Genomic DNA, 24,088 nt, shown 5'->3' with positions numbered 1-24,088 from the left:
CTGCAATCACTTTTAACGCAATCCCTAATAAATATTTTCCGCCGTGTTCCGATAACTCCCTTACAAATCTACAAAAACAACAAACGCAGGAGTAGGGAACATGGGGCTGGTATCCCGTTTACGTAATGTGCGCATTACCCGTAAGTTGTCGGCAGGATTCGGCATCGTACTGTTGTTAGTGGCGCTAGCCACCGGATTAAGCGTGCAGCGCTTTAACGCCATTCATGACATCTATCAGAAAACCAACCTGATTTATGACATCAATATTGAAGTGTTTCAGGCCAAAATTAATCGCCTCAAATATCTTTATGGTGATGACAAATCCGGTCAGGTCATGGCGAACTACGTCACTCACGCGCAACAGTTGACGAGTGAAGCGAAACAGCTCTCCTGGACAGAAGGTGCCAAAGAGCGGGTTGATGAATTGACGACGCATCTCGCCAGTTTCCACAACAGTATCGGCGCAATGACGCAGGCCACGCAGCAACTCAACAGCCTGCGCTCGCAGCTTGATAGCTTAAGTCAGCAGGATATGACGTCACGCTACACCCAACTTATCCGCACTCCCGTCACCAATCCCGATCTCACCAACCAAATTTATCAGCAGCTTTTTGCCATCAGTAATGTGCGTGAAGAGGCGTGGGCGCTGCGCTTTAACGTCAGCGATGCGCTGCGTAAAACGCTGGAGAACCATTTCCAGCAGGCCGATCAAGGTATGAAAGCTTTACTTGCACAGCTGCCGCCAGAACAGCAGGGTGAATTTAACGCGCTGTGGAATGAGACACAAAAATTCAAAAGTTTGAGCCTGCAAGCGGCAGATGCCTATGGGCAACTGCGTAGCGCGGAAGACACCGTTAAAGTGGCAGGCGATAAGAGCAGCGCCGCAATCAAACAGATTATTACCATCGTCAAAGCGCGTAACGATGAACTGGCCAACGGCTCGGCGGCGATTTCGTTGCTGATAGGTGGCCTGGCCATTCTGTTTGGCGTTTTGGTGGCGTGGTACATCATCCGCCAGATTACGCGTCCGGTTTTCCACAACCTGGAACTGGCGGAGCGTATCGCCAATGGCGATCTCAGTTCGCAGTTTGCTACTGACCGGCATGATGAATTAGGTAAATTGACTTCGGCGATGGGTCGCATGAACGAACGCCTGCGCAGCATGATTGGCGATGTGTTGAGCAGTGTCAGTAGCGTATCGCAGGCGGCCAGCGCGATTAATCAGGGTAACCTGGATTTGTCATCGCGCACCGAGCAACAGGCTGCGGCAGTAGTGCAAACGGCCGCCAGCATGGAACAGCTCACCGCCACGGTGAAAAATAACGCCGCGAATGCGCGTCAGGCGAGCCAGATCGCCGCTGAAGCCTCACACAATGCCAATAAAGGCGGCATCGCGGTGCGCGATGTGGTGAATACCATGGGCGAAATCTCTGAAAGCTCGAAGAAAATCGCCGATATCACCGCCGTGATTAACAGCATTGCTTTCCAGACTAACATCCTCGCGCTCAACGCTGCGGTGGAAGCGGCGCGTGCCGGTGAGCAGGGACGCGGTTTTGCTGTGGTCGCCAGCGAGGTACGTAATCTGGCCCAGCGCAGTGCTGGTGCTGCGAAAGATATCGAGCAGCTCATCAGCGAATCGGTGGGCCGCATCAGCAATGGCCACCAGCAGGTAGCGCGCGCCGGTGAAACCATGGATCACATTCTCGGCAGCATTGCGCGCGTGAATGAGATTATGGGGGAGATTTCAGCGGCGTCCGATGAGCAGAGCCGCGGCATCGAGCAGATCGCCCGAGCGGTCGGCGAGCTGGATACCACCACGCAGCAGAACGCCACGCTAGTAAGCGCCTCTTCACACTCGGCGAATTCGCTGGAAGAGCAGGCGATGATGCTGGAACGGCTGGTGGCGCAGTTCCGATTGCAGGGCGCGGCACGCTAGGCCACAGGGCAGTGGACGTCGGTCCAGACTGATCTCCACTGCCTCTCTTTTGCACACAATGCGATATTTTTGTTCTTCTAGTAAAGCGCAAGGTAAATATTCTTAAAATAAAGCGATCCGCGGCTACTTTTTCCCGTTAAACTGCAATTCTTGTCGCCCTGATATCTCCCATGCATGAACTACTACTCACCTGACGATAGCCATTTGAAGCGGCGTTCCCAACGCTTCGTACGTCGCATGTTCATCATGCGTCAGCTCGGCACGATTTTATGTTTTTTCCCGATTCTATCGGTATTGATGGAGATGAATCGCAGCGTGGGATTTAGCGCGCTGTTATTCGTGAATGCCTTTTTCTGGCCGTGGCTGGCTTATCGCCGCGCGCTACGCGCCGAGGACTCTACGACCAGCGAGCGACATAATCTCACCCTTGACGCCGCATTTGGCGGCATCTGGGTGGCGCTGATGGCGTTAAGTCCGCTGCCCTCGTTTATCATCATGGCGGTGCTGGCCTCCGATCGCTATGCCGCTGGCGGCGCGGCACAGTTAATCGCCGCGATGCAGGCCTTTCTGTTTGCGTTTGTGCTGGTATGGCTGGTGGATGGTGCAGGCGTGCATTTGGCGTTTAGCACGCAAACCGTGTGGTTAACGTTGCCGCTGGCAACCTGCTACATGCTGGTGCTGAGCGTCACGTCATACAATCTTACCTGGCAACTGCGCAAACGAAATCGTGAGCTGGAGCGCATCGCGCTGATGGATCCGGGCCTGGAGATCCCTAACCGTCGCCTGTTTGAACGTCGGCTGGAAAGTGAATTTCTCAGTACCCGGCGCGGTGACAGCGCGGGCTATTTATTGCTAATGGATCTCGATTACTTCAAATCGGTAAACGATACCTGGGGTCACGAGGCGGGCGATTTCCTGTTAGCGGAGATCTCGGCGTTGCTGCGTAACCATGTAGGATTGCAGGATATCCCGGCGCGTTTTGGCGGCGATGAGCTGGGCGTGATTGTGCACCATGCCAGCGACGAATCGGTGGTGGCGCTGGCCAGGCGTTTGCAAGAGAAAATAGCGCAGGTGCGCCTACCGGCTTCAGCGGAGTTTCATTGCTCGGTGAGTATTGGCATTGCTTCTGCGGCACATGCGGAATCAATCCGTCAATGGCTGCGACATGCTGATGAGGCGCTATACGAAGTGAAACGCGCCGGACGCAACGGTGTGCGCTTATGGCAACCCTCGCTGGCCGGCGCGGCCTGACTTAACTGAACTCGGGTGCGCAATTTACCGGAAAGTTAAGCGAATTGGCGATAAAACAGGCCTCATGTGCCTGATGATGTAGCGCGCGCGCGCGGTCCGCATCTGCCGGGTCGCGCAGCGTAATTCGCGGCTTCAGGGTAATCTGGGTAAAGCGACCGCGCGTCCCTTCAATCATGGTGCCTTCTGCCGCATCTTCATACGCTTCCACCACAATCCCGGCATCTGAACAGAGATGCAAATACCACAATTTGTGGCAGGCCGAGGCTGAAGCCAGCAGTAACTCTTCCGGATTCCAGCGCGCCGCATCGCCACGAAATGCCGGATCGGCGCTCAACGCCACCGTCTCTTTTCCTGCGGCAATCAGCTCTGCGTTACGATCGTAAGCGGTATAGGATGCCGTGCCGTTGCCGCGATTGCCGGTCCAGCGAACCGTGACTTGATAATGATGTTCCCGTGCTGCCATTTCTGAAGCTCCTTTCGAATGAACAATGCCTCAGCAGACTAACATGGCGCCCCGCGCGCCAGATCCTCAATATCCAGCTTTTCCGTCTGACAGATGGAGATCAAGCTGGCGGCTTCATCACTCAGACGCACAAAAGTATGGCGCATGGTGCTGTCGATATAGGCGCTATCGCCTTTGGCCAGCCGCAGCGGTGCGTACAGCTGCGTGTGCAACATCACTTCACCACTTAGCACGTAGATAAACTCTTCGCCCGCATGCTGCGACCAGGCTTCTGGCGGCGGCAATTGCTGGGTTTCAATGCCCATCACCACCGGAATCATGCCTTTTACCAGCAGCTCAGCGGCGTGCACTTCATAGCGAAACCACGGATTGGTGAATGCAATTCCTTTGCCCGCCAGCGTATAAGTGCGACGCCCCTGAATGGCGCCGCGGGTCAGCGGTGAATCAGGCAGCTCTTCAGCAAAGAGTTCGGCCAGCGAGTAATCAAAAGCGCTGGCGATTTTGGCGATGGTATCGAACGACGCCGAAACCTGGCCTTTCTCAATCTTCGACAACGTGGAGATCGATACGCTGCTGAGCTCGGCAACCTGCTCCAGCGTGAGTTCACGCGCCTGACGTAGGGTCTTGATGCGCATACCAAAATTCTGCTCGCCGGTGGTGGCTGCGCCCAGCCCGGAGGCTTCATGCTGTCGGGTGGTTTTCATCGTGCTGACTCTCTTCCACAGAGTGAATATGAACACTAATTTCTCACATATGATAAAAAATTTCCTATAAGAAAATTGTATTGGTCATAGTGTGAGTTACGTAGCAGCTTAGAAAAAAACTTCTGGGAGCTGTAGTCATGACCGCCATCACCATTGCCAGCGTCACCTTAACGGCGTTTTACGATAAAGCTCGCAATCTCAATAACCTGCTGGCGTGGATGGAGCATGCGGCGCAGGAAGGTGCCGATCTGGTGGTATTTCCAGAGCAGATTTTACAGGGCTATCTGCCAGACACGCTCAACTGGAACGGCGATGCGGTGGCGTGGCAAATGGCACAGGCCGAAGTGGTGCCGCAGGGTGAAAGCGTTCAGGCACTGCAGCGCCTGGCGACTCAGCTTGGCCTGCATGTGGTGTTCGGCATGACGGAGCGCCACCCCGAACGTGCCGAAGTGCTGTTCAACAGCGCGGTGCTGCTGGGGCCGCAAGGTTTAATCGGCGTATATCGCAAGGTGCATCAGCCGGGCGATGAGAAGCACGTTTACTATCCTGGCAGCGACTTCCCGGTGTTTAACACAGCGCTGGGTCGCATCGGCATGCTGATTTGTTACGACAAGGTGTTCCCGGAGAGTACGCGCGAGCTGGCGCTGAAAGGGGCGGACATCATGATCATGCCCACCGCGTGGGGCTACGGCGGTGATGACAGCGCTGAGGATGCCGACCCCATGGTCGATAGCTACACGCTGTTTGGCCGGGTGCGCGCCCTGGAGAATCAGTGCTGGATGGTCGAATCCAATCTGTGCGGGCAGCACGGCAATCTGCACTATCACGGCCACAGTCGCATCATTGATCCGCTCGGCAAGATTATTGCCGACAGCGGCAGCCGCGAAGGCATGGCGCTGGCCAACGTGGAGATCCAATCCGCCATCCTGCGTGCGCGCAGCAGCGACTATCTCGGTTATCACTTCCTGAAAGATTACGTTCCGGTGCAGGCGCCGCCTTCACCCTTGACGGTTCAAAATCGCCATGCGCGACCTCTGGGGGAAAACCATGACTAAGGTACTGGAAGCCGCAGGCATCCATAAAAGTTATCCGACGGCGGGCGGCGAAGTGACGGTTCTGCGTAACCTGAACTTCCACGCTAACCAAAATGAATTCGTCTCGTTTGTGGGGCCGAGCGGCTGTGGCAAATCGACGCTGTTCAACATTATTACCGGCCTGCTCATGCCCGACAGCGGCAGCATTCTGCTGAAGAATCGTGAAACCACCGGCACGCCATCGCCGGAACTCGGTTATGTGCTGCAAAAAGATCTACTGTTTCCGTGGCGGACGGTGATCGACAACGTGATTCTCGGCCTGGAAGTACGCGGCACGCCGAAAGCCGAAGCGCGCGCCAGAGCGCGTGAACTGTTTGAGCTCTACAAAATGACCGGCTTTGAACAGAAATATCCTGCGCAATTGTCCGGCGGCATGCGCCAACGCGTGGCGCTAATGCGCACCATGGTGACCAACCCGGAAATCATCCTGATGGATGAAGCCTACAAAGCGCTGGATTACCCGCTGAAAATCGCGCTGGAGAGCGAGTTGCTCAGCGTGGTGAAGGAGCAGCATAAAACGGTGATTTTCATTACGCACGATATCGAAGAGGCGGTGACGATGTCGGATCGCGTCTACGTAATGAAAGCGCGTCCAGGAGAGATCGTGCAGGAAATTAAGGTCGATCTCGGCACCGACAGCTTATCTATTCCCGAACGCCGCCTGGCGCCGCGCTTCAATGAATATTACGAGCGCATCTGGCGCAGCATCGGCACGCAACCTGAGCCGGTTAACTAACGAGAGGATCACATGGTGATGAATACGCTGTCTTCGCGCCCGACGGTCGGCGCGACCGCAAATCGCAGCAGCCGCGAAACCTTCTTCCGCTCGGTTAACGCGCGCCGTTACACGCTGCTGGTCCTCCAGATTGCGATTGTGGTGGTGCTGCTTGGCGGTTGGGAACTCGGGGTTCGCAGCGGCAACATCAACGCGTTTCTGTTTTCCAGCCCATCGCAGGTCTGGGAAGTGCTGGTGGCACGCTTCCACAGCGGCGAAATGCTCACCGACATCCGCGTCACCGCGGTGGAAACGCTGGTTGGCTTTGCGGTGGGCGCGATTGGGGGATCGATCCTTGGCCTGCTGCTGTGGTATTCCCGCTTTATCTCCGATCTTGCCGCGCCATTTATCGCGGCGATTGGCTCAATTCCGGTGCTGGCGATTGCACCGATGACCATCATCTGGTTCGGCACCGAAATGCTGTCGAAAGTGGTGATCGTGGCGTTCTCCTGCGTGGTGGTGTCGTTGACCACCTCGTATAAAGGCGCGATGCGTACCGATCCTGACCTGATTAATCTGTTGCGCTCCTTCAATGCCGGGCGCGGCACGATTTTCTTCAAGCTGGTGGTGCCGTCAGCGATGTTGTGGGTGCTCTCCGGTTTACGCCTTAACGTGGGTTTTGCGCTGGTCGGTGCCATCGTTGGCGAATACATCTCGTCCGATGCGGGCGTCGGGCACATGATCCTGCTCGGCAGCTCCAACTTCGGTATGAACATTGTGCTGGCTGGCATCGTGCTGGTCATGCTGATGATGCTGTGTTTTAACGCGCTGGTGGCTTTTCTTGAACGCCTCATTCTCTCCTGGGACAGGAAATAATCATGAAAACATTTCGCTTCGCTACGATCTCTGCCGCAGTTTCTTTGGCTTCATTGGTATGTGTCAATTCGGCGTTAGCTGCTGACACGCCGGTACGCATCAACCAGGCTTTCCAGTCGCTGCTTTATCTGCCGCTGTACGTGGCGCAGGAGCAGGGTTTTTTTAAGCAGCAGGGCGTTGAGGTAAAAATCAGCACCGGCGGTGGCGGGGCGCAATCCTGGGCGGCGGTGATTGGCGGCTCGGCGGATTTCTCGATTCAGGATCCGGTTTTTGTGCCGAAAACCCGGGAAAACGGCGGTAAAGGCGTGGTAGTGGCGGGTGTGCAGAATGCGCCGACCATCTTTGTCTTCGGCAAAGAAGCCGCTTCGCTGCAGGACAATTTGTCGCTGTTATCCGGTAAACGCGTGGTGACCAGCCCGCAGCCGGATACCACTTGGGCGTTCATGAGTTATCTGATCAAACAGAACAACCTCAAGGACGTGAAGCTAGTGCACGTGGCGATCGGCAATGAAATCCCGGCGGTAGCGGCGGGGAGAGCCGATTACGCGCTGGCAGCGGAACCGCAGGTCACTATGGCCGAGCAGCAGAATGGTTTGCATGTGGTCTATTCGTTTTCGGCGGCACAATCCTGGTATCCGTTCGCCTTCTCCAGCCTGACGACCACGCAGCAGTACATCGACAAAAATCCTCAGGCGGCGCAGGCGGTAGTGACCGCATTCGAACAGGCTTCGCGCTTCATCTATAAGCATCAGGAAGAGTCGGTACAGATTGCACGCAAATACTTCCCGGCGTTGCCGGAAGCGGTGGTGAAAAAAGCGGTACAGCGTGAGATTGACGCTAAGGGTTATCCGGAGAATGTACTGGTGTCGCAGAAAGCGTGGGATAACAACATGAACATTGCGCTGTATGCCAAAAACATCAAAGCCTATCCCTCGGAAGCCACCTCTTATCAGAACAACGTGAATGTCGATCTGGCAACCAAAGCCAAAGCGGCGGTGGATGCGCTTGGCGATAAATAAGGAGCCGCCATGGAGAGTATTGCACTACGGCTGGCGCTGATTCAGCGCCACTGTGCGGCCGATGCCGCTGAGCTGCAGCATTTACTGACCGATTGCGAAGCGCGTGCGGCGGGTGTCAGCGCCTTTGCCGCGCAGCACTTCCCGCCAACTTTATTGCCGGCGCTAGCGTGGGTTTCGGCTTTACAACCGCCGCTGGAGTTGCCGCATGACTGAACTTATTGATGCCTCGATGCTGGCGCTGGCGCAGCAGCTGCGTACGCGACAAACCAGCGTGCCCGAGTTGGTGGAAGCCTGTCTGGCACGCGAGGAGGCCACCCGCGATCTGAATGCGTTTACTGAGGTCTATGCTGCGCAGGTGCGGCAAACGGCCAAAGCCAGTCAGCGCCTGCTGGAGCAGGGTTACGATCTTGGCCCGTTGCACGGCATGCCGATCGCCATCAAAGCCAATATCGATCTGGCGGGTGAAGAGATGCATGCCGGCAGCAAAATCCTCAGCGGTAACATCGCCAGCCGCGATGCGGTGGTGGTGCAGCGTCTAAAGCAGGCGGGCGCGCTGATTATTGGCAGCACCAACATGCATGAGTTCGCGTGGGGAGGCACCACCAATAATCCGCATTATGGCGCCAGCAGCAATCCGTGGGATGACTCGCGCATCCCTGCCGGTTCGAGCGGCGGCTCGGGTGTCGCGGCCTCGGTGCGCAGCGCCGTGGCAACGCTGGGAACCGATACCGGCGGATCGATTCGTTTACCGGCATCGATGAATGGCATCACCGGTTTGCGCCCGGGCGTTGGCCGGCTTTCCACCGAAGGCATTTTCCCGCTGGCCACCAGCCTCGATACCGTGGGTCCGCTGGCGCGTTACGCTGAAGAGTGCGAAGTACTGTTCGATGTGCTTGAGGGCAAAGCAGGAAAACTCAGTGCCATGCCAGAACTGGCAGGCTTGCGCATCGGTTTGTTGCCGGATGTGCATCAGCAGGTGCAAGCGGATGTAGCGAGCGCTTACGATCAAATGGTGCAGTGGTTTAGTGCCGCCGGCGTGCGTTGCCAGACGCTAAGTTTCACCGGGCTTGATCAGGCGGTGAATGCGCTGGTGCTGATCAATCTCGCAGAACCGGCCTCGCTGCACGCTGCGTGGCTGGCAGACCGCCCGCAGGAGTACGGCGCGGACGTACGCAAATTATTACAGGCCGGGTTGAGCATTACGGCGGTGGAGTATCTGCAGGCGCAGCGCTTCCGTACCGGGTTACGCATGCAGATGCTGCAACAGCTTAATCAGGTGGATGTGATTCTGGTGCCGACGCTGCCGTTTACTGCGCCGCATAAAGGTCTGGAAGTGATTCAGATGGGCGATCGCGAAGAGAGCGTGTTGACCGGCAACATGCGCTACAACGCGCTGGCAAGTTTGTCGGCGCTACCGGCCATCAGCCAACCCGCGGGTTTTGATCGCGACGGCATGCCGATTGGCATGCAGCTGATTGGCCGCGACGGCGCCGAACGTCAGCTGCTGGCACTGGCACGCCGCTTCCAGCTGGAGCACGATTATCACCAGCAAACGCCTGGACGGTTGCGCGCGTGAAAGCGCTGTCGCTGCGCGATGTGCTGATTCTGGTACTGGTGGTCAACGGTTGGGCGTTTAACGTCATCGCCATGAAATTCGGCCTCATGGAGCTACCGCCGCTGTTTATGTTGACGCTGCGGTTTATGCTGGTGGCGACGATTCTGCTGCCGTTTCACCGTCTGACACGGCGCCAGCTGCCCGGTATGTTGTTGCTGGCGTTCACCTTCGGCTTTGTGCATTTCGGGCTAATGGTGATCGGCATGCAAACCGCTGATGCCGGTACCACCGCGGTGTGTATTCAAATGGGGACGCCGCTGGCCATGTTGCTGGCGGCGTTCTGGTTGAAAGAGCGGCTCGGCTATCGGCAAATTTCCGGTGTGGCGGTGGCATTTATCGGCGTGATGATTCTGGCGGGCACTCCTGCGCTTACGCACTGGCAGGGCATGATGTGGCTGCTGATCAGCGCCTGCGGCTGGGCATGCAGCACGGTGATTATCAAGCGTCTGCCGCCCATTGCACCGCTGGCGATGACCGGCTGGCTATCGTTGTTTGCCATCCCGCTGGTCGGCATAAGTTCGCTACTCACCGAGCAACATCAATTCACTTTACTGCTGCAAGCGGGCTGGCGTGGCTGGCTGGGTGTGATTTACAGCGCATTAGGTTCTTCGGTGTTCGCCTATTCGCTGTGGTACGGCTTGCTGAAACGCTATCCCGCCAGCCAGATTTTGCCGTGGTCGCTGCTTAGTCCGGCGCTGGCGCTGCTGATGGGCGTGGCAATCCTGCATGAAACCCTCGATCACAGCAAAGTACTCGGCACGCTGCTGATTGTGGGTGGGATATTGCTGGCGGTGGTGCGGCGGCAGGTGTTCAGACGGCGGATGCTGGCATAAACAAGTGACGCACTGTCACGGCATAAGCCTGAGTTCCAACTCAATGCTATTTAATAAAGTAGTAACGCTACCGAAATAGGATAGGCAAAGAAAGTGAACGAGAAAATGAAGTGAACTGAAGGTTGAATAGTTCGGTAATGACAATTCTACCCGACATATCTCCCGGCTTTTGCATAATTCGGGAGATATGCCAGGTTGGACCTGCATGACCATTTACTCACCAGTCAAAATAGGCCCATCGCTCTTCTTCACCTGGGGTATATCCCACGACGACTTTGAGCGCATTAATTAATACATCAAGTTGTGCTTCATCAGAGGTGTTTTCAATGGCTGCGATGAGATGCAGAATCATGGCGCTGCTGGTGAGGTTCTCTCCATGATTCATAATGTCGCGAATTGCGGCGTCCATCACGGCCGCTTCTGCCGAAAACTGGTCACCCGCACTGCGGAAGTGGTGAATAATATTTGCTTCGACAGACGACTGCTGCGTGCTTTGGTGCATTTTATTTTCTCTCCTTTGTCCGTTAGGCGGGGCAGTGTGCTTATTAAGAGAATCTCTGTGCTGTTATCAGCCATGCGGAGACAATCTCGGTACTCATCAACCTTCAGGCCACAGGCTGACGCATGGCGAACTTTCCTAAAAATATAGCCGGTGATGTCTAAATGTAAAGTTATACATGGCTGGAAAACTTGTACAGCGATTGTCTTTATGTACAACCTAATTTTTTATGCAAAAAGTGCTAATTGTTCATCAAAAATGAGGAAGTTCGCCTCTGGCCGGGTTTGCTCTTGGTGAAGAAAAATGACCAGCATATCGGCAAGTTCCGTCAGGCTGGCTTGAGCACAATAACGGCATAGCGGCACACTTCGTCAGTGTCATTTCTGAATACACAATCGGCGGGATCGCCCAGCTCAAGGCAATCGCCCGTGAGCATCTCAAAGGTATGCGTGCCTTCCTCAAACGACAGTTTGCCCTCAATCACCCATATCAGCTGGCGGCGTGAAAGATACGAGATGGCTGGCATCGGCACCGCCGTGTTGGGCGGGAGCGCGACACTGACCAGGTCAACGGGCATTTGTCCAGGTGAGACATGGCGGCGGATGTAGCCGGTTTCCGGATCCTGCCAGACAGCCTGATTCTCATATTTGACCAGCGTGCCCGATCGCATCTCTGTTAGCGCCAGAAGTTGCGACATGGACATATCAAACGATCCTGAAAGTCGTGCCAGCAGGGTGGCGGTCGGGCTACTCTCTCCGCGTTCGATTTTGTGGATCATCGCCCGCGAAACGCCTGAGTTCTGAGCCAGATCCGTTAATGACCAGCCCCGTTTTTCCCTTTCCTGTCGTACCTTCTGCCCGATGCGGGCGCTGAGCTGATCTTCTTTACTAGACATTTCATCTAACATAATGGATAACTACGATAGTGTACGATTTATCTACTTTAGTGAATCAACGATGAGGTGTCTACCATGCTTATTCGTAGTGCAACAGAACGCGATGCGGAAGTGATTGCGGAGATTTATAACGATGCCGTGCTTAACACCACCGCAATCTGGAACGACAAAACTGTCGATTTTGTTAACCGCATCAAATGGATTAGCGAGCGGCACGCTGCCGGTTTTCCGGTCATCGTAGCGGTAAACGAAATGGACGCGGTGCTGGGCTATGCGTCTTATGGGGACTGGCGTCCCTGGGATGGATACCGATATACCGTAGAACTCTCGGTATACGTCCATAAGAGTGCACGCGGGAGCGGAGCAGGGACTGCACTGATGCAAGAGCTTATCCGGCTGGCGACAGAACAGGGCAAGCACGTGATGGTCGCTGGCATTGAATCTGAAAACGTCGCATCCATTGCGCTGCACAAAAAGCTAGGTTTTGCCGAAGCGGGCCGTATGGCCGAGGTTGGCACTAAGTTTGGCCGCTGGCTTGATCTGACGTTTATGCAGCTGTTTTTGAACACATCTGAAGCAAGCTGAAACGGGCAGGACATTTCTAACCTGCGAACCGGCGCGATCCTCCAACGCAGAGGATCACGCCCAGCGTGACCGCAATCATCAAAGGGCTGACGGCTTCATCCAGCAATGTAGCGGACAGGCCAAGCCCAAAAAAAGGTTGCAGCAGCTGTAGCTGACCCACAGCGGCGATGCCACCGATGGCGAGGCCCTTGTACCAGAAAATAAAGCCAATCAGCATGCTAAACAGTGACACGTAGCCAAGCGCTAACCAGGCGGATGTACTGATGTGACCCAAGGATTCAGGCAGAGTGACAAATGATGCCGCCAGCATAAAAGGAAGCGAAAGAATCAGTGACCAGCTGATGACCTGCCAACCTCCCAGCTGACGTGAAAGTCTGGCCCCCTCGGCATATCCCAAACCACAAACCACCACCGATGCGAGCATCAGCAAATCGCCGGTTAATGAGACGGCAACCTGCTGTGACAGCGCGAACCCCACCACGAAGAGACTGCCAAGTATGGAAAATATCCAGAAAGCGAATCGTGGTCGCTCTCCTCCACGAATGACACCAAAAATAGCGGTAGCAAGTGGCAGAAGACCGAGAAATACAATTGAATGCGCGGAGGTAACGTGCTGTAAAGCCATTGCAGTTAACAGCGGAAAACCGACCACGACACCCAAAGACACGATGATTAATGAGCAGACCTGGCGAGTATCAGGGCGCTTTTCTCTGAAGCAACCAATTAGCATCAGTGCCAACACTCCAGCGATGGACGCTCTTATAAAGGTCAAAAAGAACGGGTTTATTTCTTGCACCGCAATGCGTGTTGCCGGAAGTGAGCCGCTGAAAATAATCACGCCCAGCAGGCCATTCAGCCAGCCCGACAGGGCGCTTCGGTCCCTGTTATTAACCACCGTATTAACCACGTTAAAACTCCCTTGAGTGATGTGTACCGATGAATATTTTCTGACACGTTGACGCTGCGGATGGTAAACGCCAGAATCCATAACAATCAAAATATTGTCATGGATACATTTGATGAAGGCTCGCTATAAGGCAATTGTTGACGAATTCGCGGCTGCTATTCGCGCAGGTGGTTTGTCTGCAGGTACGCGTTTGCCGACTCACCGTGCGTTATCTGCGTCGCGGCGCATCTCACTGGCCACCGCAACGCGCGTTTATGCAGAGCTTGAAGTGATGGGGCTGGTCAGCGGCGAAACCGGGCGTGGAACCTTTGTCAGGGAGATTTCCCTGCCGCCGGGTCTGGGAATGGATCAGCAGGTGGTAGCCACCGATGTAGTGGATCTCAATTTTAACTATCCCTCTTTACCAAACCAGGCAGAACTGCTGCGCGATGCGCTACGCCATCTCACGACCTCCGGTGATTTAGCTTCGTTGCTGCGTTATCAGCCTCATGCTGGCAGACAAAACGATCGCGAGGCCATTGCAAGTTGGCTTACCGCTTCAGGTCTCAAGGCGGCGGCTGAAAATATTCTCATCGTTAACGGTGCTCAGCATGGATTAACCGTTGCCGCGATGGGGATGCTGCGCCCGGGTGATGTAGTCGCTGTGGATGCGCTGACTTACTCGGGATTCAAAGCGTTGGCCAGTCTTTATCATCTGGAGCTGGCTCCCATCCCTGTCACGGCGACAGGTCCAGATCTGAGTGCGCTGAGACAGCTTTGCCAACGTCGCCGCATAAAGGCGCTATACACCATGCCAACCCTGCATAATCCACTTGGCTGGGTATTGGACCATGCGCAGCGCCGTGAGATTAGCGAAATTGCGCGTCAACATGATTTGGTGATTATTGAGGACGCTGCTTATGCTTATCTCGCGCACGGTTCTCCACCGCCGCTGGCCCATTTCGCACCGGAAAGAACCCTGTATGTAACCGGCTTTTCTAAAAACATTGCTACCGGCCTGCGGGTTGGCGCGGTGGTATGTCCGCCGGCTTTTCGTCCTGCGCTTGAACGCGCTATCCGTGCCACTGCCTGGAACACGCCCTCGCTGATGACGGCGTTGGTATCCGGTTGGCTGGAGGATGGAACGATTACCCGGCTGGAATCGCTCAAACGGCAAGATGCTCGTCAGCGGCAAACACTCGCGCGGGAATGTCTGGCACCGCTCGACTATGTGAGTCATGCCAGCTCTTATTTTATCTGGCTGCCGCTGCCAGAAGAGATTCGTGCTGAACAGGTGGTACGCCAGCTGATGAATGAGCAGATTTCTGTTTCATCAGCCGAACCCTTCAGTACGACTCAAAACGTCCCGCATGCCATTCGCCTCGCCTTAGGATCCGTAAGCCTGGATAAGCTGAAAGACGCGCTAAATAAAGTCAGGGAGGTGGTTGAGTATCAGCGCTATTTATAAGGAACCTCGGCAATCCGGTTAATTAGATACGCGGCAGCCGCGGCGGGCATCAGGTATATTTTTCCGTTACTTTAACTACACGATCTGAGGCGTGGGGTTAGCGATAGGTCATGGTAAATGATGCCGTGGCGCTCACCGAGCCTGACTGGGCATTCGCTGAGGTCATGTAATATGCGGCTTTAAAGGGAATATTAACGACCTCCCCTGGCGAGGTTGTTGTGCCGTAGTTAATGAGCTTGCCGAACTGAACAGGCACATCGTTATATTTCAGCTGAATGCCCAGCCCTTTTGCTGTCGAGCTGCTGTTTAACCCCAATACGCCGTTGGCAGGATCGGCAAGCGGGCTGACGTTATCCAGCGTCACATTGACTGCGGTCTGTTCACTACAGATAAGCGGTATGGAAAAGGTCACTGGATTTTGGGTGCTGCCCACACCGTTAAACTTCGGCAACAACGCAATCCCCATATTGATATTCAAATTTTTATCTTCGATCTGACAGGATGCGGTGCTGATATTCATCGGCGAAAATATATATTTATAAAGCGGCAGGCGTGTAATGTTATTGCTGACCGGCGTGCTGTATTCCATATTTATCGTCAGCGCGGGTATTAAGCCCGTCGCTGGCGTGGTGCTGGTTTTGATTAGCTCAAAGGTATCCGTGAACGTTGATACGCCATTCTGGAGAATTCCTCGCCTCCAGCTCGCGTTATTGAGGTTCATTCGTGAGACAAACTCGCTGGTAGACGTGGTGCTGGAAAAGTTCTTCCACCGGATGCCAATGCCCTGAACCTCCGTCGCCCGCACGTTGGCCAGCGGCGAGGTGCCATAATCCGCATTCGCCCCCGAGAGCTGAATAAACCACGAGCCATCGTAGCCAATGACCTGCCCCTCAGGATCACATTGCATGGGATTAGTGGTAGTTATGGTTGCTAATACCGTCCCAACGGGCGCATCCCGCTGAACGACAATATTGTTATCAAAGTTGATCGATACGTCATTTGCAGAACAAAGCGCTAAGGCGTTAAGAGAGATAGCGCTACCCATAGCAGCCGTCGAAATTTTAAATACGGTGGACATTGTATGTTCCTTGATTTTAGGCGAGGCGTAGGCCTTCTCTCGCAAAAGCAATAATGCGAATCAACGCAGTGAGTAATTTAACGACATGCTGCGTTGGTGCGCTGAATTTTACCCGGTAACGCGTTCAAGGTTATTTTGGCGCGGCAGGTATTCGCTCCCCACTGTACCGTCAGGCCGTCACCGTCGTTCAGTCCGCTCATATAGACCTCGCCGTCGCTTCCCACAATGCTCATCGCATCGCTTTCGTTAAGCTTGACCATCGCGCCAAAGGGCACCGGCGAGTTCTGATACATCAGCGTTATTAAAGCCCGAACCCCAGTTCGCGTATTGAATTTAGCGCGCACCACGGCGCCGCGCGTAGGCACAACGTTGACCACAGACTCGTCAACATCCACGTCCGCCCCCAGCGATCCCGTGTCTAGCGCAATACGGTTTTCCTGATAGGCACTGGCATAGGGCACCACCGCGTAGCCGCGCCAGTCCGTTTTAACGCCGGGGTTATTGCGCACCCTCACGCCGGATGCGCCGCCCTGTGCCTCCAACAGCACAACCGTATCTCCCAGCGGCTGAGAAAACGTCACGCCATGTTCATGGGCGACGATCCCGCCCTGCAGGCCGAAATTCAGTTGGCTATTCTGTTGGCTGTGGTTGTAGCCCGCGCTCACGGTGCCATAGCCGCCCTTATAGGTCCCACTTAGGGAGCTTCTCGATTCCCCACCCGAAGAGGTATAGCCCTGCTGAACCAGGTAGCTCAGGTTATTATCGGCGAGCGCGGTGCCGCTCAGCCCCACCTGGTGCGTTTCAGGGCCGTTCTTTTGCATATTCACGCTGTAGCTGCCCCAGCTTTGCGGTAGCCACTTGCTCAGCGGCACCTGCAGGCTAAAGGCCAGAATCTGGTCCCTACGATCTTTACCGGGCGTTTCGCTGTAGGTGTAGCCGAGCGAGTAATTGATATCGCTGATACTGGTGTTAAAGCCGGTACTGACGTTGCGTTCATAGCCCCGTTTGCTCCAGTAATCCTGCTGGTATGCCGAGATATAAAAATTTCCCCAGCTTTGCAGTGACTGGCTGAGGTTGAGCTGCAATCGGCTTCGCTTGTTGTAGCGCTGGCTGCTGAATTCATTCACTTCCTGAAAGGTATAAAACCCTTCCGTGGAGTAGCGATAGCTGGCGAGCGTCACGGTGGTGTCGGTCGTGGCCACCGTTTTCGAATACTGCACGCGATAGGACTGCCCCCGGCTGCGGCGGTTTTTCTCATCAACGAGCTGGCTATCGGCAGCGGTAATGTCCGCCGACAGCGAGCCGATATCGCCAAAGCTGAGGCCAGTACCGAGTACCCCGGACGCATAGTTGCTCGCCCCCAGGACGCCGGCGTACAGCGTGAGATTATTGGAGAGGCCATAGGCCAGTGTGCCCAGGCCGAATGAGGGCGTTTGCGCACCACTCTTCGTGGTTCGGTACTCACCTGCGCTCAGCGCATACTTCACGCGTCCTTGCCGCAGCATGACGGGAACCGCAGAGAAGGGCTGCACGAAATGCTGGACGCTGCCGTCGGCTTCTGTAACGACAATGTCCAGATCGCCGCTCGCCGACGTAGGATAGAGATCGCGAATTTCAAAGCTGCCGGGCGCCACGTAGGTTTGATAAACCGTGTAACCGTTTTGCTTCACGGTAACCGTGGCGTTGGTGCGGGCAATCCCCCGAATGATGGGGGCAAAGCCGCGCATGCTCTCCGGCAGCATGGTGTCATCGGAAAAAATTTGCGCGCCGCGAAACATCACGCTGTCAAACACCTCGCCAGGTGTGCTGGTTTCCCCCAGCTGAAACTGCCCTCGCAAAAACTGGACGTCGCGGCTCAGGGTGGTATTTAGCGACGAAAACGACTGTTTTCCGTTGTTCTTCGTCGCGATGCTGTAGTTACGCAGGCGCCACGGCCCCGCGTTAATACCGCTTTGCAGGTTGGTATATAACTGCTCCTGCGTCTCACCGTCCCTGCTCCAGTTGCGCGATCCGTTGATGCTGTAATTTACCAGCAATGCAGAAATACCCTGGTTCCAGAGCGACGGGTCAACGGTGCCGCGCGCGCGCGCGTTAAGCGCCGCTTGAGGGATAGAGATATTCAGTCTCTGCTTGTCAAAATCCAGGCGGGTGGTGGCATCCGGTATAAACGCGCCGGGATCGGTAATAATGACCTCGGCCGGCAGCATGGCTAATTCAGGAAATGCCTTAACCCTGACGCCGAGTGATTCCAGCACTCCACGGTTAAGCTCCGGCGCCAGCCCGATTCCATTAACAGGAACAAAAGAGATATTTTCCGTTCGGATATAATTTTCATTAAGCCATATTTCCACCCTGTAGGTGCCGGGTAACTGCTCTCCCCGCTCGAAGCGGCCCAGATCGATTCCTCCGGAAGTCGAGTGTGTTTTTTCAAGCGCATCGGCCATGAAATAAAGATCGCCCGCGGCTGCGGGGAAAACGCCCGAAATAAAAAGTGCTATCGTCGAAAGCTGACTAATGCGGTTAGGCCACGAGTCAGAGAAAAATGCATATCGAGAAAAAGAAACAGTATTCACCTTGCTTACCTGCGCGAGTGACATAGCGTGTTGTTAATATTTTTATTTCAGCATCTGGCGTTTTTCTGTCGTTACTCCACCAAAATCATTTATGGCTTTCCAGGCCACTTGATTTCCACTTCCGGCTATCGTTTCTGAACCAAAGGGTGAAATCATTGGCGGCTGCGTAATCGTTTTATTGCCAATCTTTAATGAATGAAGGGAAACATAGAACGGCGTCGGATTAATAATCGCCAGGTGTTCGCCGTGCGGCTCAAATTTTAATTGCATCCATGCATCACCTGCTTTTTCTGATGACAGCGCCGCAGGACGATAGAAAAGTTTCATGCGCGCCTTAACGGCAATGAGCAGTCGATTTTCATCTGACCGGGTCATCGAGGGAATAGACTTTACGTTTAGCCAAAAAATAGACTCGCGATTTTCAGGTAGCTTCTTCTCGCCGGTATAAATGACCCGCAGCGTATTTTCATGACCACCGTCGAGGCGGAAAAGCGGCGGCGTGACGATAAAAGGAACCTGCTCCTTCGAGTTTTCACTTAACTCTACCCAAGACTGAATTAAATAGGGAACGCCATCCTGACTGTTACTCACCGGGAGTGAGGCTTCGTTTTCAGGCTCATTATAAATTAAGCGCGTTCCACCGACGGTTATGCTGGCCTTACCCGGCAGGGAGAGCAAGCAAGCCCCTAATAATATAGTCGTTCGAATAAGTTGACTCATCATACTTCCCCGACATTTCAGCAAGAGACAATAGGGCGTACCTTAGGTACGCCCGGCGTATTACTGATAGGTAATAGTAAAATCTGACGTTGCGTTTGCAGTTCCCGCAACCACGGAAGCCTGCATCGCTTTATATTTCGCCACGAAGGTCATTTTATTGCTGTTAGCGGGTTCTTCGCCTGCGCTGGTATCAAGCGTGATGCTCTTAGACTGAGTAGCCAACGGAATCGCGGTGATGCCATCCTCTTCATAAAAGGCAATGCCAACGCCCTTTGCCGTTTGACCGCTGTTCAGTGCAAGAATATTGGTGTCGGAGCTGTCTGCATTACCATCAAACTTAATGGAGGCAGAGGTAACGGCCGCTGGGCAGTTGTTCAACATAATGCTGAAGCGGGTTGCGGCAGCAACGGCCCCGGCCGCGTTAAACGAGCTTTTAGGGATTTTGCCGAGGTTAACGGTCTGATTCGCCGTATTGGTATCAATCGTACAGGCAGAATCCAGAATGGTGCCGGTAAAGTTGATCTTTCCATCTGCTGCGCTGGCGGCAAAGCTTATTCCAGAAACGACTGCAGCCGCGACCATATTTCGAAAGACACTGCTTAACTTTATTTGCATTGCTATATATCCTCAGGATTGAAGTTGTCTGCACAAAAATAATTTTTGCGCAGGAAGGGCGGAACAAGGCCGCTAAATTAGATTTTTTATTCGACGCAATGAATAGACGTTATTTATCTATGAGCATTTCAGGCTCTGCGATGATAAAAGTAAAATAAGCTGTTTCATCTCCAGGCCGCTGCCTAACGCCAGACGATTTTGCACATGATAATTTTTGTTATTTTCACATTTATTTCTGATTCGATACTGGCCCGTCGATTTATCATAAACCCTCAGAAGAAAATTTAAATGTTCGCTCGATAGTCGCGTCGATAGCCTCTTATACAATATGTCTTTTAATAAACATGGGCTTTCTGCTGCCCGGTATCGAGTGACGCGATCACACAGCTGCTTAAGATCTTTAAGCGTGGTGACAAGCTGGAAGTCTTTTAAATAAACGTTATCCTTATTGCTCTCTGGCGCAATAAAATAGGTTGAACGTAATAACTCCCTCGCCGCAAGTCGGAAACAGAGCCACCGTATGTCTTGGCTATTTTCTCCTATTGTATCGATAAGAATGTTAGATTTATTTAGGACGGTCGCGCTTACTAAAAACTCTAACCGGTTGTCAAAATAAAATATTTTTCCATTGGCTGTGGTTAATGAAGAAATTGCCTGTTTCATGACAAAATTTCGTGAGAAAACCAATAGCGCTGTCAAAATTTAATCCTTACGAAATTAATGATCGTCATTGTGAAGAAGGTTTGAATATATATATGCGTTCTAAAAATTCGCTGTCGATTTTGTACGCTTTCCTATATATCCTTGTAAAAGGGTAGCGTTCAAATCCCACGCTATTGAACGCGTTTTGGATTTTCTTCATCATTGACAACAAATAGGATTTCGAGCAACGGAGTCCATAATCTTCGAAAACGTGTATGATGATGTCATTGTCGTAGACTATTTCATTATTCATCCCCGCCAGGAGATACTCGAACAGTCTCGCTTTCGTCCTACCAAATCTTTTAATACGTCCATTCTTGGTGTTAATAAGCGTTCTGGTTGAAAGCCGATACTCAAGATACTGGAAAATCGTGTATCCATACAGACGCCCGTCAGAGACTAAAGGCACAAAGACTCCTTAGAAGTTTAACGTTCCCATTTCCATGTCAGCGCTCTCTCCATTCGATAAGGTGTCGGTGATCATCTGGTGCAATAAATGTTATTAAAATGGAGAAAATGTGACAATGGGACTGATTTATTAAAGTAAATCACTATTTTAAACATTGAGTGCGATACAAAAATCTATTTGATGAGTTTTTTAAAGTTTAAAAAAACAAATGTTTCTTTTTTGTTTCGGTTATTCACATTGCAAAACAAGAAATTTACTAAAATATATTTAGCTAAAATTCACATAAAAACAGCAAAAAAACCTGCATTAGCTAAACATCATCTTATAATCAATGGGTTATAAAGATAATCCAGTTCTGTTAAACCTAGTCTTAATAGGGTTGTTTTAGGATTTTTCATGGCATCTATGACGATCTTTCCAAACGGAAACAAACAAACCATCTGCCCACAGCGGACGTGGTTCACACATCGCGTTAGGGCTTGGCGGTATCCGAAGTGGCATATACGGTATTGAACGTTTGTGTGGCTGCTTTCAGTCACGGATATGCCCTTGGTTCTGGCCATGGCGACGCGAGCACGGTTTGTCAGGAGAAATGGTTTATCAGAAGGATGCTGGGCTTCGTCCGCTTCAGCGAAAAGCGGACGATAGCAACACGGAGCGTATGAAAATGACTGAGTGGCTAACGACACGCATAATGATTCCCGCCATCAAGACGGGTAGAGCATTGCCATGTCGTTAGAACGTCAACTGTATTTTTGCCGCACTTTCTTTATCTGACGCCGTTTCCAGGGCGGTAACGGCATCTTCCATGCTAAATTCTGCAGAGAGTAGTGGGAGCGGGTTTATTTTACCGGACTCCAGCCATCTGACTGCGGTCGTAAATTCATCAATGAATCGGAATGAACCTCGCAGCTGAATCTCTTTTACCAGTAATGGGCCGACCGGATAATTTACCTCAGCAGTTCCCATGCCCAGCTGGACGATAATGCCTGCTGGACGTGTGTAAGACACGACAGAAGCGATGGCAGCCGCTGCGCCTGAGGCCTCGAAGCAGACATCAAAAAGTCCCCCATCGGCAGCCCAGGATGAGCACATTATTTCGTCACGCGGGTCATATGCGGCTGAAGCGCCCATAGTTACTGCCAGAGCGCGGCAGCGCTCACTGATATCGGTGGCGATCACTTCCGTTGCGCCTGAAGCTAATGCGGCGGCAATGATAAGACAGCCGATTGGACCGGCACCGGTGACCAGCACGCGGCTGCCTGCTAAGTTCCCCGCTTGCTTCAGCGCGTGGATGCATACCGCGAGCGGCTCGGCAAAAGCGATAATTTTTGCATCAGCGTATTCTGCGTAAGGAACGCACTGCTGCGGGCTGACGACCACATACTGCGCAAAGCCGCCGTTCACATGCGGAAAGAACTGTGCGCTACCCATAAAGCGCATTGATCGGCAAAGATTTTGCCTGCCGCTGCGGCAAATATTGCATTGCTGGCATGGCTGCGAAGGGTTGATGGCGACAAGCTGGCCAGTGCGAAGAGGACTCGTGGAAGGCGCTTGTTCAACGACGCCGACAAATTCATGGCCCAACACCATCGGCGATTTCAGCACCGACATTCCGGCTTTGCCGTGTTGAAAATAGTGGATGTCTGAACCGCAGATCCCGCCGCGCTCGACCCGTACCAGGACTTGTTCTTCATCCCAGCTGATTATTTGCGTTTCTACGGACACCTCGCGTGCCCCTTTAACCATGACCGCTTGCACTGTTTTCTGCTGCATAACTTATCCCTGCACATTTGATGGCGTATTTAAGGTGTTCTCTTCGTGACTGTTTTGTTCTTCACCTGGTGGCGTGATCAATTCAATTTTGCCGACCAGGAAGAGATAGGCGAGGAAACCGGCCAGCGCGACGGCGGCGATATACCACATCGCATATTGGAAATTCTGCGTACGTTGCAGGATTACGCCGATGATGATCGGGCTGGCAATACCGGAAAGATTGCCAAAGATATTGAGGAAGCCGCCGATGGTGCCGATCAGATGACGCGGAATAACGTCACTGCATACCACCCATCCCAGGTTTGAGAAAGCGTTGGCGAAGAAGGCGACAGACAGGATACCAATGGCAATCACCGGTTGATCCTGGAAGAAATTCACCAGGGCAATCGAGCAGGTCAGCAGCATGCCGACCATCACCGGTAGTTTGCGCGCAAAGGTACGGCTGCGACCGCGCTTAAGCAGCATGTCACTTAAGGTGCCGCCACACAGCACGCCCGCCATCGCCATCAAATAGGGAAACATCGCGCCGATGCCGGCTTTATCAATCGACAGATGTAAGCCTTTCTCCAGATAAACGATGAACCAGGTCAAAAAGAAATAGAGCGTTGAGGAAGCGGCGAACTGCGCGATGAACAAGCCCCACGTAGTGCGCTGACGCAGGATATAGCGTACCGAATGCCAGTTTACCCGGCTGTGGGTGTTTTGCGAGGCGGAACCGTAACCTCCACCTTTACGGATGATTTTCAGCTCGGCCTGATTTACCGCGCGACTGTGCTGCGGGTCGCGATAGGCGACCAGCCAATAAATACCAAAAATGATGCCCACCGCGCCGGAGAGATAAAAGGACATCTCCCAGCCCCATTTGCTGACGATAAACGATAGCGCCGGAGTCAGCAGCGCCAGGCCAATGTATTGCGCACTGGAGTAGGTTGCGGTGGCGCGTGCGCGCTCATGGTCCGGGAACCAGGTTGCGATGATTTTTGTATTGGAAGGGAAAGACGGCGCTTCGGCCATGCCAACCAGCGCGCGGCACGCCAAAAGCATCATAAAAGAGGCACTTGCGGTGGTGAAGAGGTTGTGCGACGCAAAGCCCATCAGTAACGTGAAGACGCTCCACAAAACAATGGCGCTGCCGTATAGCCAGCGCGAGCCAATCCGATCCAGCAAATAGCCGACAGGGATCTGACTCATGGCATAAAACCAGGTAAACATGGAAAACAGCAGGCCCAACTGCGTGGCCGACAGGGCGAATTCACCCTGAATATGTGAGCCTGCGACGGACAGATTTGCGCGATCCATGTAGTTAATTGCGGTGACAACAAACAACAGGGTCAGCACCGAGAAACGCGTTCGAGTAGGTTTGGTCGTCATGAATG

At 53.4% G+C, this 24,088-nt stretch carries 23 protein-coding genes; 11 read left to right on the top strand and 12 right to left on the bottom strand.

The window, feature by feature from the left end:
* Nucleotides 1-100: 100 nt before the first annotated feature.
* Entirely contained in the window at nucleotides 101-1,936 is a 1,836-nt protein-coding gene (locus tag WFL93_RS07930; RefSeq protein ID WP_336777787.1) for a methyl-accepting chemotaxis protein, read from the top strand.
* Nucleotides 1,937-2,110: 174 nt separating this feature from the next.
* A complete protein-coding gene (locus WFL93_RS07925) occupies nucleotides 2,111-3,187 on the top strand; it encodes a diguanylate cyclase (protein ID WP_049853140.1) in 1,077 nt (358 codons plus the stop codon).
* 1 nt (nucleotide 3,188) lies between these two features.
* Here WFL93_RS07925 and WFL93_RS07920 read toward each other — a convergent pair whose 3' ends face one another.
* Both WFL93_RS07920 and WFL93_RS07915 read right to left on the bottom strand, forming a co-directional pair.
* A complete protein-coding gene (locus WFL93_RS07920) occupies nucleotides 3,189-3,650 on the bottom strand; it encodes an OsmC family protein (RefSeq protein WP_007885200.1) in 462 nt (153 codons plus the stop codon).
* A gap of 38 nt (nucleotides 3,651-3,688) precedes the next feature.
* The gene (locus tag WFL93_RS07915) at nucleotides 3,689-4,354 is read right to left on the bottom strand and encodes a helix-turn-helix domain-containing protein (protein ID WP_336777786.1); all 666 of its coding nucleotides are present in this window, start codon (nucleotides 4,352-4,354) and stop codon (nucleotides 3,689-3,691) included.
* Nucleotides 4,355-4,491: 137 nt separating this feature from the next.
* Here WFL93_RS07915 and WFL93_RS07910 point away from each other — a divergent pair, with 137 nt between their 5' ends.
* The 7 genes from WFL93_RS07910 to WFL93_RS07880 are packed head-to-tail and all read left to right on the top strand — an operon-like array spanning nucleotide 4,492 to nucleotide 10,506.
* Nucleotides 4,492-5,409, top strand: coding sequence for a carbon-nitrogen hydrolase family protein (locus tag WFL93_RS07910; protein WP_336777785.1), 918 nt, complete (start codon nucleotides 4,492-4,494; stop codon nucleotides 5,407-5,409).
* Entirely contained in the window at nucleotides 5,402-6,184 is a 783-nt protein-coding gene (locus WFL93_RS07905) for an ABC transporter ATP-binding protein (RefSeq protein ID WP_336777784.1), read from the top strand. Before WFL93_RS07910 ends, WFL93_RS07905 begins: the two co-directional genes overlap by 8 nt.
* 18 nt (nucleotides 6,185-6,202) lie before the next feature.
* A complete protein-coding gene (locus WFL93_RS07900) occupies nucleotides 6,203-7,039 on the top strand; it encodes an ABC transporter permease (RefSeq protein ID WP_336777783.1) in 837 nt (278 codons plus the stop codon).
* A 2-nt stretch (nucleotides 7,040-7,041) separates the two neighbouring features.
* On the top strand, nucleotides 7,042-8,058 hold the full coding sequence (locus tag WFL93_RS07895) for an ABC transporter substrate-binding protein (RefSeq protein WP_336777782.1): 1,017 nt from the start codon (nucleotides 7,042-7,044) through the stop codon (nucleotides 8,056-8,058).
* 9 nt (nucleotides 8,059-8,067) lie between these two features.
* A complete protein-coding gene (locus WFL93_RS07890; protein WP_336777781.1) occupies nucleotides 8,068-8,271 on the top strand; it encodes a hypothetical protein in 204 nt (67 codons plus the stop codon).
* Nucleotides 8,264-9,634: an amidase gene (locus tag WFL93_RS07885; RefSeq protein WP_336777780.1), complete on the top strand. Its 1,371-nt coding sequence runs from the start codon at nucleotides 8,264-8,266 to the stop codon at nucleotides 9,632-9,634. Before WFL93_RS07890 ends, WFL93_RS07885 begins: the two co-directional genes overlap by 8 nt.
* Before the next feature lie 5 nt (nucleotides 9,635-9,639).
* Entirely contained in the window at nucleotides 9,640-10,506 is an 867-nt protein-coding gene (locus WFL93_RS07880; protein ID WP_442955888.1) for a DMT family transporter, read from the top strand.
* A 217-nt stretch (nucleotides 10,507-10,723) separates the two neighbouring features.
* Here WFL93_RS07880 and WFL93_RS07875 read toward each other — a convergent pair whose 3' ends face one another.
* The gene (locus tag WFL93_RS07875) at nucleotides 10,724-11,008 is read right to left on the bottom strand and encodes a biofilm development regulator YmgB/AriR family protein (RefSeq protein ID WP_007885172.1); all 285 of its coding nucleotides are present in this window, start codon (nucleotides 11,006-11,008) and stop codon (nucleotides 10,724-10,726) included.
* 325 nt (nucleotides 11,009-11,333) lie between these two features.
* Nucleotides 11,334-11,912, bottom strand: coding sequence for a helix-turn-helix domain-containing protein (locus tag WFL93_RS07870; RefSeq protein ID WP_336777778.1), 579 nt, complete (start codon nucleotides 11,910-11,912; stop codon nucleotides 11,334-11,336).
* A 63-nt stretch (nucleotides 11,913-11,975) separates the two neighbouring features.
* Between WFL93_RS07870 and WFL93_RS07865 the strand changes: the two genes are divergently transcribed.
* A complete protein-coding gene (locus tag WFL93_RS07865; protein ID WP_336777777.1) occupies nucleotides 11,976-12,485 on the top strand; it encodes a GNAT family N-acetyltransferase in 510 nt (169 codons plus the stop codon).
* Between the two features lie 16 nt (nucleotides 12,486-12,501).
* Here the strand turns inward: WFL93_RS07865 and WFL93_RS07860 are convergent, their stop codons facing one another.
* A complete protein-coding gene (locus WFL93_RS07860) occupies nucleotides 12,502-13,392 on the bottom strand; it encodes a DMT family transporter (protein WP_336777776.1) in 891 nt (296 codons plus the stop codon).
* Nucleotides 13,393-13,504: 112 nt separating this feature from the next.
* Here WFL93_RS07860 and WFL93_RS07855 point away from each other — a divergent pair, with 112 nt between their 5' ends.
* Nucleotides 13,505-14,839, top strand: coding sequence for an aminotransferase-like domain-containing protein (locus WFL93_RS07855; RefSeq protein WP_336777775.1), 1,335 nt, complete (start codon nucleotides 13,505-13,507; stop codon nucleotides 14,837-14,839).
* Nucleotides 14,840-14,936: 97 nt separating this feature from the next.
* Here the strand turns inward: WFL93_RS07855 and WFL93_RS07850 are convergent, their stop codons facing one another.
* The 7 genes from WFL93_RS07850 to WFL93_RS07820 form a co-directional block, all read right to left on the bottom strand.
* Nucleotides 14,937-15,917 carry a fimbrial protein gene (locus WFL93_RS07850; RefSeq protein ID WP_336777774.1) on the bottom strand — a complete coding sequence of 327 codons (981 nt, stop codon included), beginning with the start codon at nucleotides 15,915-15,917 and terminating at the stop codon, nucleotides 14,937-14,939.
* Between the two features lie 77 nt (nucleotides 15,918-15,994).
* Nucleotides 15,995-18,361, bottom strand: a complete 2,367-nt coding sequence (locus WFL93_RS07845; protein ID WP_442955887.1) for a fimbria/pilus outer membrane usher protein — start codon at nucleotides 18,359-18,361, stop codon at nucleotides 15,995-15,997.
* Nucleotides 18,362-18,532: 171 nt separating this feature from the next.
* Nucleotides 18,533-19,210, bottom strand: a complete 678-nt coding sequence (locus WFL93_RS07840; protein WP_336777772.1) for a fimbrial biogenesis chaperone — start codon at nucleotides 19,208-19,210, stop codon at nucleotides 18,533-18,535.
* 60 nt (nucleotides 19,211-19,270) lie between these two features.
* Nucleotides 19,271-19,825, bottom strand: coding sequence for a fimbrial protein (locus WFL93_RS07835; RefSeq protein WP_336777771.1), 555 nt, complete (start codon nucleotides 19,823-19,825; stop codon nucleotides 19,271-19,273).
* A gap of 117 nt (nucleotides 19,826-19,942) precedes the next feature.
* Nucleotides 19,943-20,488 (bottom strand): hypothetical protein, encoded by a 546-nt coding sequence (locus tag WFL93_RS07830; protein ID WP_336777770.1) that lies wholly within the window; start codon nucleotides 20,486-20,488, stop codon nucleotides 19,943-19,945.
* 1,183 nt (nucleotides 20,489-21,671) lie between these two features.
* The gene (idnD, locus tag WFL93_RS07825) at nucleotides 21,672-22,712 is read right to left on the bottom strand and encodes an L-idonate 5-dehydrogenase (protein WP_336777769.1); all 1,041 of its coding nucleotides are present in this window, start codon (nucleotides 22,710-22,712) and stop codon (nucleotides 21,672-21,674) included.
* Nucleotides 22,713-22,715: 3 nt separating this feature from the next.
* Nucleotides 22,716-24,083 (bottom strand): MFS transporter, encoded by a 1,368-nt coding sequence (locus tag WFL93_RS07820; RefSeq protein ID WP_336777768.1) that lies wholly within the window; start codon nucleotides 24,081-24,083, stop codon nucleotides 22,716-22,718.
* Nucleotides 24,084-24,088 lie beyond the last annotated feature (5 nt).

Source organism: Pantoea sp. USHLN256 (assembly GCF_037149875.1).
In the GTDB taxonomy this organism is placed as follows: Bacteria; Pseudomonadota; Gammaproteobacteria; order Enterobacterales; family Enterobacteriaceae; genus Pantoea; species Pantoea nemavictus.
The sequence above is the reverse complement of the archived record's forward strand: the minus strand, read 5'-3'. Positions and strand labels throughout refer to the sequence as shown.